Source organism: Microbacterium sp. ZW CA_36 (genome assembly GCF_044987475.1).
Classification (GTDB): Bacteria; Actinomycetota; Actinomycetes; order Actinomycetales; family Microbacteriaceae; genus Microbacterium.
Map to the genome: position 1 here is coordinate 1 of NZ_JBJDRL010000090.1, position 12,032 is coordinate 12,032.

Annotated in this window: 8 protein-coding genes; 5 read left to right on the forward strand and 3 right to left on the reverse strand. The window is 70.4% G+C overall.

Annotated elements, in window-relative coordinates; all coding sequences use genetic code 11:
• Both ACI3KX_RS20655 and ACI3KX_RS20660 read left to right on the forward strand, forming a co-directional pair.
• On the forward strand, positions 1-738 hold a 738-nt coding region (locus ACI3KX_RS20655; RefSeq protein WP_404910920.1), incomplete at its 5' end, for a DNA-methyltransferase.
• Between the two features lie 9 nt (positions 739-747).
• Positions 748-1,734 (forward strand): LLM class F420-dependent oxidoreductase, encoded by a 987-nt coding sequence (locus ACI3KX_RS20660; protein ID WP_404910921.1) that lies wholly within the window; start codon positions 748-750, stop codon positions 1,732-1,734.
• Between the two features lie 108 nt (positions 1,735-1,842).
• Here the strand turns inward: ACI3KX_RS20660 and ACI3KX_RS20665 are convergent, their stop codons facing one another.
• On the reverse strand, positions 1,843-3,399 hold the full coding sequence (locus tag ACI3KX_RS20665; protein ID WP_404910922.1) for a carboxylesterase/lipase family protein: 1,557 nt from the start codon (positions 3,397-3,399) through the stop codon (positions 1,843-1,845).
• Positions 3,396-4,034: a helix-turn-helix domain-containing protein gene (locus ACI3KX_RS20670; protein ID WP_363354903.1), complete on the reverse strand. Its 639-nt coding sequence runs from the start codon at positions 4,032-4,034 to the stop codon at positions 3,396-3,398. Before ACI3KX_RS20670 ends, ACI3KX_RS20665 begins: the two co-directional genes overlap by 4 nt.
• A 108-nt stretch (positions 4,035-4,142) precedes the next feature.
• Here ACI3KX_RS20670 and ACI3KX_RS20675 point away from each other — a divergent pair, with 108 nt between their 5' ends.
• The 3 genes from ACI3KX_RS20675 (at position 4,143) to ACI3KX_RS20685 (ending at position 10,909) form a co-directional block, all read left to right on the forward strand.
• Positions 4,143-5,444: an MFS transporter gene (locus ACI3KX_RS20675; RefSeq protein ID WP_404910923.1), complete on the forward strand. Its 1,302-nt coding sequence runs from the start codon at positions 4,143-4,145 to the stop codon at positions 5,442-5,444.
• 41 nt (positions 5,445-5,485) lie between these two features.
• Positions 5,486-7,774, forward strand: coding sequence for a glycoside hydrolase family 3 C-terminal domain-containing protein (locus ACI3KX_RS20680; protein ID WP_404910924.1), 2,289 nt, complete (start codon positions 5,486-5,488; stop codon positions 7,772-7,774).
• A gap of 267 nt (positions 7,775-8,041) precedes the next feature.
• A complete protein-coding gene (locus tag ACI3KX_RS20685) occupies positions 8,042-10,909 on the forward strand; it encodes a lamin tail domain-containing protein (RefSeq protein WP_404910925.1) in 2,868 nt (955 codons plus the stop codon).
• A 54-nt stretch (positions 10,910-10,963) separates the two neighbouring features.
• Here the strand turns inward: ACI3KX_RS20685 and ACI3KX_RS20690 are convergent, their stop codons facing one another.
• The gene (locus ACI3KX_RS20690; protein WP_404910926.1) at positions 10,964-11,806 is read right to left on the reverse strand and encodes an alpha/beta fold hydrolase; all 843 of its coding nucleotides are present in this window, start codon (positions 11,804-11,806) and stop codon (positions 10,964-10,966) included.
• Between the last annotated feature and the right edge of the window lie 226 nt (positions 11,807-12,032).

Here is a 12,032-nt window from a genome sequence, read left to right on the forward strand (position 1 = left end):
GTGGGTGGGGCGGGAGCGCCACCGATCGCAGCCGGCGTCGTGCGGCGCGGGTTCCATGGTCGCGAGTACGAGCGCATCCGCGGCGACCTGCGGGCCTACGACGACCGGTTCGATGACTACTGGGGCTTCCTCGAGCCGCGGCTGCTCGAGGCCTGGCGCCTGCTCGCCGAGGACGGCACGCTGTACCTGCATCTCGACTACCGCGAGGCGCACTACGCCAAGGTGCTGATGGACGCGCTGGTCGGGCGCGAGCGCTTCCTCAACGAGCTCATCTGGGCCTACGACTACGGCGCCAAGACCCGCAAGCGCTGGCCCACCAAGCACGACACGATCCTCGTGTACGTCAAGGATCCGAAGGCGTACTGGTTCGACTCGGATGCCGTGGACCGCGAGCCCTACATGGCGCCGGGGCTGGTCACGCCCGAGAAGGCCGAGCGCGGCAAGCTCCCGACCGACGTCTGGTGGCACACGATCGTGCCGACGACCGGGCGCGAGAAGACGGGCTACCCGACGCAGAAGCCCGAGGGGATCCTGCGACGGATCGTGCAGGCCTCATCGCGCCCGGGGGACCGGGTGCTCGACTTCTTCGCGGGCAGCGGCACCACGGGTGCGGTGGCCTCGGCGCTCGGCCGTGACGCCGTCCTCGTCGATCACAACCCCGAGGCGATCGCCGTCATGTGCGAACGGATGCCGCACGCCCGCGTTTCGAGCGCGGAACACGAGCAAACGCTTCCCTAGGCTGGGGACATGCGCTTCGGTACCTTCATCCCCCAAGGCTGGCGATTCGATCTGGTCGGCATCGACCCCTCCGAGCATTGGGAGGTGATGAAGGGGTTGGCACAGCGCGCCGACGCGGGCGCGTGGGAGTCGCTGTGGGTCTACGACCACTTCCACACGACGCCCGTGCCGAGCGAGGAGGCGACGCACGAGGCATGGACGCTGATGGCGGCGTTCGCGGCGTCGACCGACCGCATCCGCCTCGGCCAGATGTGCACGTGCATGGGCTACCGCAATCCCGCCTACCTCGCGAAGGTCGCCGCGACCGTCGACATCGTCTCGGGCGGCCGCACCGAGATGGGCATCGGCGGCGGCTGGTACGAGCACGAGTGGGAGGCGTACGGCTATGGCTTCCCGCCGGTTCCGGAACGGCTGCGGATGCTGCGCGAAGGCGTCGACATCATGCAGCAGGCCTGGACCACCGGCCGCGCCACCCTCGACGGGAAGCACTACCAGGTCGACGGCGCCCTCGTGCAGCCGCTGCCGCTCCAGGACGGCGGCATCCCCATCTGGGTCGCCGGCGGCGGCGAGAAGGTGACGCTCAAGATCGCGGCGAAGTACGCGTCGTACACGAACTTCGCCGGCTCGCTCGACGACATCGACCGCAAGAGCGCGATCCTCCGCGACCACTGCGACACCCTCGGCCGCGACTTCTCGGAGATCACCCGCAGCTCGAACTTCAACACGATCGTCGGCGCGACCGAGGCCGAGGCCCACGAGCGTCTCGCGGCAGTCAAGGCCCGGGTCCTCCCGTTCGTCGGGCAGGAGCGCGCCGACCAGATCGAGCACGACTACGTGAGCTCGCCCGCCTTCGGCGCGGTCGAGCAGGTGGTCGAGCGTCTCGCCGAGCGCGAGCGGCACGGCATCACCTACGCGATCCACTACTTCCCCGAGGCGGCCTATGACCTCTCGGGCATCGAGCTCTTCGAGCGCGAAGTGCTGGCCGCGCTGGCCTGACGCGCCAATTCCGCAGAATCACTGCGGATGTGCGGCGATCGGCTCGAATCCTGCCAGGTTCGCGCGATTCTGCGGAGTTCGTCTGCCGTGCGGGGCGCGGTCGTCGGGTCAGACGAGGGCGCGGACGCTGCGGTAGCCGTCGGCGATGACATCGGCAGCGGATGCCGCGCCTCCGAACACGCGTGTCGTCCCGGGTGCGTCCGACCAGGCGCGCCACCCGGGGGCGGCGCCCCGGATGAGGGCGACCGCGGCGCCGTGGATCGCGTCGGAGAGTCGCCGCGGGGGAGCGTCGCCGGCGATCGCGGCCACATGAGGCTCGTCGAGGCAGTCGAACCAGAACGGCACGTCCAGGCAGTGCAGCGCCCACCGCCGGGTCGGCGAGGGCCAGGAGAAGCGGTACACCCACGTCGGTGCGGCTCCGCGCGCGTCGGCGACCTTCACGACCGTCGAGCGGAAGACCACGTCGGTGACGTAGCGGCCGAGGACCGCTGCCGTCCCCTTGCGGCGCTGTGCCGCATTGTCGGTGAGGTAGGCGCGTCGGCGATCGCGGGGCACGTCGAGCTTCGCAAGCGCCAGGCCCGCGGGGATGAACCGGAGCTTGCGCTGGGCCGAGTCGAGCACCATCGTGAACTCGTCGTCCGTCGTGCCGAGCACGAGGGGCTTGTCGGCCCCCGCGCCGGAGCGCAGCGCGGCGATCGTGGGATCGGGGACGAGGTCGCCGTCGATCATCGGACCCCACGAGAGCCCGTCGTCCAGCAGCCCTCGCACGCCGGCGAGGCGATCGGCCGATTCGGGCTCGACAGCCTTCGACTGGAGGGCGTGCAGGGTCTCCTCCGGTACGGAGGCGAAGCCTTCGCGCGTCGGCGCGACGCCGGCGAGACGAGCGAGCCTCGCCGACGCGGTGCGAGCACGCTCGGACGAGACGTCCGCCAGCGCGCCCGACAGCGCCCACACCGAATGGAACAGATGCTGCGCGGCGGGCATCGCGAGCAGTCGGAGCACCGCGCCTCCGCCGGCGGACTGCCCCGCGATCGTGACGTGCGACGGGTCGCCCCCGAAGCTCGCGATGTTGTCCTGCACCCACTGCAGTGCGGCGAGCCAGTCCCGCACGCCACGGTTCGACGGTGCGCCGTCGATGTGCCCGAATCCGTCGAAGCCGAGGCGATACGAGATCGTCACCGTGACGACGCCGTCGCGGTTGAAAGCGACGCCGTCGTACCAGGGGCTCGCCGGAGACCCGGAGACGTAGCCCCCGCCGTGGATCCAGACGAGAACAGGGAGCGCGGCATCCACCACGCCCGGAACGGGCGTGAACACGTTGACGTTGAGCGTCGCGTCACCGGGCACGGACGGCTCCGGAATGAGGGTGATCCCCGCATCGCCGCGCTGCGCGGTCGCACCGAACTCGAGTGCGTCCCGCACACCCTCCCATGGCTCGGGCGGTACGGGCGCCTCGAATCGCAGTGCCCCGACCGGGGGCTTCGCGAACGGGATGCCGAGGAACGCGGCCGATCCGCCCGATCCGGGTTCGCCGCGCCAGAGGCCGCGAACCCTTCCCGTGACGGTGTCGGCCTCCACGTAACGCGTCGTCGCCGTGTCTGGGCTCGAAGGCGCGGAGACTGCGGGCGACGTGCCGGCAGCTGCCGGCGAGGGCGTGGGGTTCATGGCTTCTCCGGGGTGAGCAGGTCGAACAGGGCGCCGACGGTCGCGGCCATGTCGACGCCGGGCTCCAGCATCCACTGCAGCTGCATGCCGTCCGCGACCGCCTGGAAGATGCGGGCGAGCGCCTCGGGTTCGATGCGGCTGTCGAGCCTGCCCGCCGCTTGCTGGGCGGCGATCGCCGCCGCGAAGAATCCGCGCAGGTTCTCGCCGCGCGCCAGGAAGAACTGGTGCGCGGGGTGCTCCGGATCCGCCGCGTCGACCGACAGCCGTGCGAAGAGATGCACCAGGCCGGGGACATCCGCGTTGTGGCTGATGACGCCGAGAAAGCCCGCGCGGATGTCGCCCTGCTCGGCGTCCTCGGCCCGCGGGGCGCCGTGCTCGAGATCGACGCCCAGGCCCTGGTCGAGCGAGTCGATCTCGTCGCGCTTGCGCAGGATCTCGGTGAAGAGATCCTCCTTGCTGTCGAAGTAGTGCAGGAGTCCGGCCTGGCTGAGGCCCACGGCATCCGCGAGCTCCTTCACCGACGCGCCGCGATAGCCCTCGCGGGCGATCACGTCGAGGGCGCGCGTGAGGATCTCCTCCCGCTTCGCGACGCCCTTGGCGTAGGAGCCGCGTCGTCCGGTACCGCTCTCGGTCATAGGAGAAGTAAACCCGAACATCGCTTGATTTCTCAAAACCAAATGACATAAGGTTTTGCCGAGCGCGCTCACCGTCGAGCCCTCATCACCCGAAGCAAGGACCCGTTCATGACAGCGCCGTCTGAGTACACCGCCCCCGTCGCACCGATCACCGAGAACACGTTCGTCGCCACCGCCTCCGGAAACGACGATCCGCCCGTCCCGCTCAAGGGCCTGCGGCGGCTGATGGCGTGGATCATCCCCGCCAACCTCGGGATCTTCCTCATCTGGGGCGCCGTCCCCGGCATCCTCCTGCCACAGCAGATCACCGTGCTCTTCGGTGAGGAGAACAAGGTCGCCAACCTCGCGATCGTCGCGACGATCGGCGCGTTCGCGGCCATGCTGGCCCAGCCGATCGCCGGGCAGATCTCCGACCGCACGCGCACGCGCTTCGGCCGTCGTGCGCCCTGGATCGTGCTCGGCGCCCTCGCCGGCGCGCTCGCGCTCGTCGGCCTCGCCTTCGCGAGCTCGCTCGTCGGCATCATCGTCGCCTGGACGCTCGTGCAGGTCTGCTACAACGTCGCGCAGGGGCCGTTGTCGGCCGTCATGCCCGACCGCGTGCCGCTCAAGCGCCGCGGAACGTTCGCCGCGTTGTCGGGCATCGGCCTCATGGTCGGCGCGCTCGGCGGCTCGATCGTCGGATCCTTCTTCTACAGCAGCATCGCCGTGGGCTACATCATCTTCGCCGTCTTCGCCCTCGTGATCCTCACCCTCTTCGTCGTCTTCAACCCGGACTACCCGAGCACCGAGCTGAAGGCCGAGCCCTTCTCGCTCAAGGAGTTCCTCGGCACCTTCTGGGTCAACCCCGTCAAGCACCCCGACTTCTTCTGGGCGTTCACCGGCCGGCTGCTGCTGTACACCGGCTACTTCGCGGTCACCGGGTACCAGCTGTTCCTGCTCACCGACTACTTCGGCGTCGAGCACCCGGAGCAGGTCATCCCGCTGCTGGGACTCCTGAGCCTCGTCGGCATCCTGATCTCGACCGTCGTGTCGGGCCCGCTCTCCGACAGGGTCGGCCGCCGCAAGCCCTTCGTGTTCGCGTCCGCCGCGGTCGTGAGCCTGGCGTTCCTGCTGCCGTGGGTCTGGCAGGACCTCAACGCCTGGATGATCATGACGTTCATCGCCGGCTTCGGGTTCGGCATGTTCCAGGCCGTCGACACGGCGCTCATGAGCGAGGTGCTGCCGTCGGCCAAGTCGTTCGCCAAGGACCTCGGCGTCGTGAACATCGCCGCGACCCTGCCGCAGACGCTGGCTCCCGGCGTCGCCGGTGCCATCGTGCTGATCTTCGGCTATGCCGGCCTCTTCCCCGTCGCCATCGTGCTCGGCATCCTCGGTGCGCTGGCCGTCTGGCCGATCAAGGCCGTCCGCTGAACCGCGGCCACAGGCTTCCACACCCCGAAGAAAGGAACTCCATGAGCATCCCCGATGTCACGGAACTGACCCTCGAAGAGAAGGCGTCGCTGACCAGCGGCGCGAGCTTCTGGTACACCAAGCCCGTCGAGCGGGTGGGCGTGCCCGCGATCATGGTCACCGACGGCCCGCACGGCCTGCGCAAGCAGCGCGAGGGCGGTGACCACCTGGGCATCGGCGACAGCGTGCCCGCCACCTGCTTCCCGCCGGCCGTCGGCCTCGGCTCGTCGTGGGACGTCGAGCTCATCCACCGCGTCGGCGAGGCGCTGGGCGCCGAGACGTCGATCGAGAACGTCGCGGTGCTGCTCGGTCCTGGCATCAACATCAAGCGCTCGCCGCTGTGCGGCCGCAACTTCGAGTACCTCTCCGAGGACCCGATCGTGTCGGGTGTGCTGGGCGCCGCGATCGTGAACGGCATCCAGTCGCAGGGCGTGGGCACCTCGCTCAAGCACTTCGCGGCCAATAACCAGGAGAACGACCGCATGCGGTCCTCGTCCGACGTCGACCCGCGCCCGCTGCGAGAGATCTACCTGCGCGGGTTCCAGCGGGTCGTCGAGGACGCCCAGCCCTGGACCGTGATGTGCTCGTACAACCGCATCAACGGCGTGTACGCCTCGGAGGACCCGTGGCTGCTCACCCAGGTGCTGCGCGACGAGTGGGGCTTCGAGGGTCTCGTGGTCTCGGACTGGGGTGCGGTCAACGAGCGCGTGCCGGGCCTCGCCGCCGGCATGGACCTCGAGATGCCGTCATCCAACGGCGTCACCGACGCGCAGATCGTCGCGGCGGTGCAGGACGGCTCGCTCGACGAGTCGGTGGTGGATGTCGCGGCCGGGCGTGTGCTCGACCTCGTGCGCAAGGCGACCGACGGTGCCGGCGCCATCGCGGGACCGCTCGACGTCGATGCCCACCACGCGCTCGCGCGGGAGGCGGCCGGCCGCTCGATCGTTCTCCTCAAGAACGACGGGATCCTGCCGCTGGCGAAGGACGCGAGGCTCGCCGTGATCGGCGAGTTCGCCGCGAAGCCGCGCTATCAGGGCGCCGGTTCGTCGATGATCAACCCGACGCGCCTCGACACCGCGCTCGACGAGATCCGCGCGCTCGCCGCCGGTGAGGTCGCCTACGCGCAGGGATTCAGCAACGCGCTCGACGTCTCGGACGACGAGACCGCGGCGCTGCGCGCGGAGGCGGTGGCCGCGGCATCCGCTGCCGACGTGGCCGTCGTGTTCCTGGGCCTGCCCGCCCGTCTCGAGTCCGAGGGCTACGACCGCGACGACATCGACCTGCCCGCCGCGCAGCTCGCCCTGCTGGACGCGGTGCTCGCGGCGAACGCGAACACCGTCGTGGTGCTCTCGAACGGCGGCGTCGTGGCGCTGCCGTTCGCCGACCGCGTGCCGGCGATCCTGGAGGGCTGGCTGCTCGGTCAGGCCGGCGGCGGTGCGACCGCCGACGTGCTGTTCGGCGCCGTCAATCCGTCGGCCAAGCTGACCGAGACGATCCCGGTGCGGCTCGAGGACACCCCGGCGTTCCTCGACTTCCCCGGCGAGTTCTCGCACACCCGCTACGGCGAGGGCCTCTTCGTCGGCTACCGCTGGTACGACGCGCGCCGTCTCGAGGTAGGGTTCCCCTTCGGCCACGGACTGTCGTATACGACGTTCTCGTACGCGGATGCCGCGGCCGTCGTCGACGCGGACGGCGACGTCGAGGTGACCGTCGCCGTCACCAACACCGGCGATTGCGCCGGCCGCGAGGTCGTGCAGGTCTACACATCGCTCGCGGACTCGGCGGTGCAGCGTGCGCCGCGCGAGCTCAAGGCGTTCGCCTCGGTCGCGCTCGAGCCGGGCGAGACCCAGGTGGTCACGCTCACGGTGCGCCGCAAGGATCTCGCCTACTGGGACGTCCGCGCCGACCGCTGGGTGGTCGAGGGCGGCGAGTACGCGGTCGACATCGCGGCGTCGAGCCGCGACATCCGCTCGTCCGTGTCGGTGGCGGTCGACGGCGACGCGTTCACGCTGCCGCTGTCGCGCACGTCGTCGATGGGCGAGGTGCTGGCTCACCCGATCGCCGGGCCGATCGTGCAGGCCGCGATGGCCCAGATGCTCGGCGGCGTCAGCGACAGCGCGGCGTCGATCATGCCCGAGGGCGTCGACATGTCCAAGATGATGGAGTCGTTCCCGGTCGGCCGCATCGGCATGATGGGCGCCCTCGCGGGCGACGGCGAGGGGGTCGGCGCCGAGATGATCGACGGCCTCATCGCGATGGCGAACGCCGGCGGCGCGCCGCAGCAGGTCTGACACGCGCCACAGGATGCCCCGGCACCGAGCCCCGCGCGGGCGCGATGCCGGGGCATCCGTCTTCTCGGCATGTCCCATGCCGCGGGTGCGGAGGCACGATGCCGGGGCATCCGTCGTCCGCGCCGGGCGCCCACCAGCCGGTGGCGCCGGGCGCCCACCAGCCGGTGGCCGCCCGTTCGGTTCGACGACACCGCGCGTTCACCAGCCCTTCGCACACCGTCGAGACGCTGGGCCGAACCCGAACCCCCTCGTCGAAGGTGACCGCCGATGCGATCTCATCCGTCTTCCCACGCGCGTGTGCGCGCCCTCGTCGCCGTCGCGGCCGTGGCCTCGCTCGCGGCCGTTCCGGTCCTGGTGGCACCGGCGGCCTTCGCCGTCGAGCCCCCCGCGATCGTGAGTGAGATCGAGGCCGCCGTCGTCGGTCTCGAACCGACGAGCGCCGGTGCTGCGATCGTGATCAACGAGGTCAACTCCGACCCCGGCGACTGGATCGAGCTCACCAACATCGGCAGCGACGCCGTCGACCTCTCGGGCTGGCTGCTCGCCGACAACGCCCGCCTCACCGACGCCACCCACCTGCAGTCGATCGCGGCCGGGACCACGCTCCAGCCCGGCGGCTTCCTGAAGCTCGATTACACCGCGGCCGGGCTCGGCAAGGGCGACGAGGCGAACCTCTACCTCCCCGACGCGACGACGCTCGTCGACACCACCACGTGGCCGGCCGGCACCCACGCCACCTCGTGGGGTCGCTGCGCCGACGGCACCGGCGACTTCCAGGCGACCACGCCGACCCCGGGCGCCGCCAACGTGTGCGGGACGACGCCGCCGCCGCCGGCGCCGGCACTGGACCCGAACTGGGACGACATCGAGATCAACGAGATCGCCTCGCTCAATGACGACGACCCGGGCAACCCGGGCTTCGGCGATGCTGTCGAACTGGTCAACACCGGCACGCACGACGTCACGATCGAAGGCTGGTACCAGACCGACAGCGGTGCGGCCACAGGCGCGTCGCCGCTGACCCTGGCGGATCTCACGACCTGGGACGGCGACTCGCTCGAACCGGCCGGCTCATGGATCATCCCAGCCGGCGGGTATGTCGCATTCTCCTCGAAGAAGGGCCTTTCGGGAGAGGGCGATGCCGTCAAGATCTACGGCCCGGGCGCTGACGCGGCGACGCGCCAGCTCGTCGACGAGCAGGCATACGGCGACGGCGACGCCGGTGTATCCGACACGTACGACTCCGATGCGCGTGCCTTCGCGGCCTGCCCGGACGCGTCCGACGAGTTCTGGCGCGTGACCGAGAACAGTTTCGGGCAGGACAACACCTCGTCGTGCGCGACGAAGTCCCGCCGTCTGGATACGCCGGTCGTCCTCAACGAGGTCTCGAACGTCGGCGGAAAGGCCGAGCTGCTCAACACCGGGTCGGGGTCGGTGGACATCTCGGGCTGGGAGCTGCGGGATGCGCAGGATGCCGTGGTCCACACCATTCCCGCCGGCACCGTGCTCGCGGCCGGCGCGTTCTACGTCGCGGACGACATCGCCGGGCTCGACAGCGCCGACGCGCTCACCATCCGCCGCGCGGAAGACGGCGCGAGCGTGATCGCGCACACCTGGTACGAGGACGGCATCGCGTCCTACAGCCGCTGCGATCTGTTCGGGACGGTGTCGTACGTCGAGACGCCGACCGCGACCTGGGGTGCGGCGAACGCCTGCCCGGGCTTGAGTACCGAGACCTGGCCGGGCGCCGCGACAGTGTCGGTCGTCGACGCGGTCGACGCCTTCACCGATCTCGACGCGAACGATGAGGGCGACGTGTCGGGCGCGGCGTTCGACCCCGCCGATCCGAGCATCCTCTGGGTGGTGATGAACAAGGGCCGCCTGTTCAAGATGCACGCGGTGAACGGTGTCTACGAGTCGTTCCCCGAGTGGGTCGGCGGCATCCCGCTCCGCTTCGCGGACGGCGGGGGCGAACTGGACTCCGAGGGCGTCACGATCGCCCCCGACGGCGCGGTCTACATCACCTCGGAGCGCGACAACGGGCGCGCGAAGGACACGTCGTCGAACAAGATCGCCCGGTTCGATGTGAGCGCCGTGACGGCGACGACCACGGAGCTCGTCGCGACGCGTGAGTGGGATGTGAACGAGTTCGTCACGACCGGCACCAACCTCGGACTCGAAGGCATCACCTACGTGCCCGACGCGTTCCTGGTCGCATCCGGCTTCGAGGTCGACGGCACCGCGTACGCGGCGTCAGACTACGTCACTCCCGGGCTGTTCGTGACGGCGGTGGAGGCCACCGGCGCGCTGCACTTCTTCTCCCTCGCCGCCGGCGCCGCGCCCGTCGAGGTGAAGGTCGAGAGCTCCGGCTTCCCGTGGTCGATGGACGTCGCCTACGACGCGGATCGCGGTGCGCTGTGGGCCCTGTGCGACGACGGCTGCGGCGGCGTCTACAACCTCCTCGACGTCGTCGACGGAGACTTCGAGGTCGCGCACTCGTACGCCCGCCCCGCGGGGATGCCGAATCTCAACAACGAAGGCATGGCCGTCGCCCCGGCGTCCACGTGCGCGGACGGCTTCCAGGAGGTCGTATGGGCCGACGACGGTGATACCGACGGCCACTCGCTGCGCGCGGGTACGCTCCCGTGCCCGTCGACGGACGAGCCGGGTGGACCGGGAGAGCCGACGCCGACGCCGACCCCGACGCAGGGCCCCTCGACCTCGGGGCCGGCGTCTGACGGACAGCTCACCGACGCGACGCGTGGGTCGGTCGACGCACCGGCCACGGCTGCGGCAGGGCAGACGGTGACGCTCTTCGTCGGCACGCAGTACGCCGGCGACACCGTGTCGGTGTGGCTGCACTCCACTCCGATCTCGCTCGGCACCCACGTGGTGAGCGCGGCGGGCACGGTGACGGTGACCCTGCCGGCGGGCGTCGCCCCGGGCGAGCATCGGCTGGTCGTCCTGGATGCCGACGGCAACGTGATCGGCTGGACCGAGGTGACCGTGACCGGGCCGCTGGCGGCGACAGGCGCCGACGGTGCCGGGCTGGCCGCGACTGCGGGGCTCGCCGCCGCGCTGATCGGCGCGGGCGTTCTCGCGGTCGTGCTGCGCCGCCGCCGCGCGCACGCCTGACACGAGAACGACGATGCCCCGGCACCTGGTGCCGGGGCATCGTCGCGTGGGGGATCAGCTGTTGAGGAAGGCCAGGAGCGCCTCGTTCACCTCGGCGCCGTGGGTCCACAGCAGGCCGTGCGGGGCACCCTCGAGCTCGACGTAGGTCGCATCGGGCAGGAGGTCCTTGAACCGCCTCCCGGTCACGTCGATCGGCAGGATGTTGTCGGCGGTGCCGTGGAGGATGAGCGTCGGCACGTCGATGGCCGGGATGTCGGCACGGAAGTCGGTCGGCCACGTCAGCGGCGCCGCGGCGACCGCGGTGTTGCCGGCGAGGTTCGCGATCTGCACGCTGCCCTCCAGTGCCTCCTGCGAGATGCGCGTGCCGAGGTTGTCGTCGAGGTTGTAGAAGTCCTTGAAGAAGCCGGCCATGAACGCGTAGCGGTCGTCGCGCACGGACTGCGCGATGCCGTCGAAGAACTCCTGGGGGCCGGCGCCACCCGGGTTGTCCTCGGTCTTGAGCAGGTACGGCTCGAGAGAGCCGAGGAACGCCGCCTTCGCGATGCGAGCGCTGCCGTAGCGCGACAGGTAGCGGGCGATCTCGCCGGTGCCCATCGAGAAGCCCACGAGGACGGCGTCGCGCAGGTCCAGGTCCTCGATCAGGGCGTGGAGGTCGGCCGCGAACGTGTCGTAGTCGTACCCCGCGCCGGCCTTGGTCGATGCGCCGAAGCCACGGCGGTCGTACGCGATCACGCGGTAGCCGGCATCCAGCAGCGCCGCCTGCTGCTTGCCCCACGACTCGCCGTTCAGGGGGAAACCGTGGATCAGCACGACGGGCTGCGCGTCGGCCGGTCCTTGGTCGGTGTAGTAGAGGTCGATGTCGACCGAGTTCTCGGTTCCGACGGTGATGTACGCCACGATCGCTCCTTACGTGCGCGGATCGGATGCCCGCGCACCAGGTTCGACGCTAGAGCGCCCCGATCCATTCCCGCCACACCTTGCGCGCCGTGCGTCGCCCCTTCCCCCAACGTTCACTTGCGCTGAACGTACGCTCCCACGCGGGATCGGCGTACGTTCAGCGCAAGTGAACAGGGGGGCGGGACGACGAACGCGTGGCGCGCGGCGCGCAAGGTGTGGCGGGAAT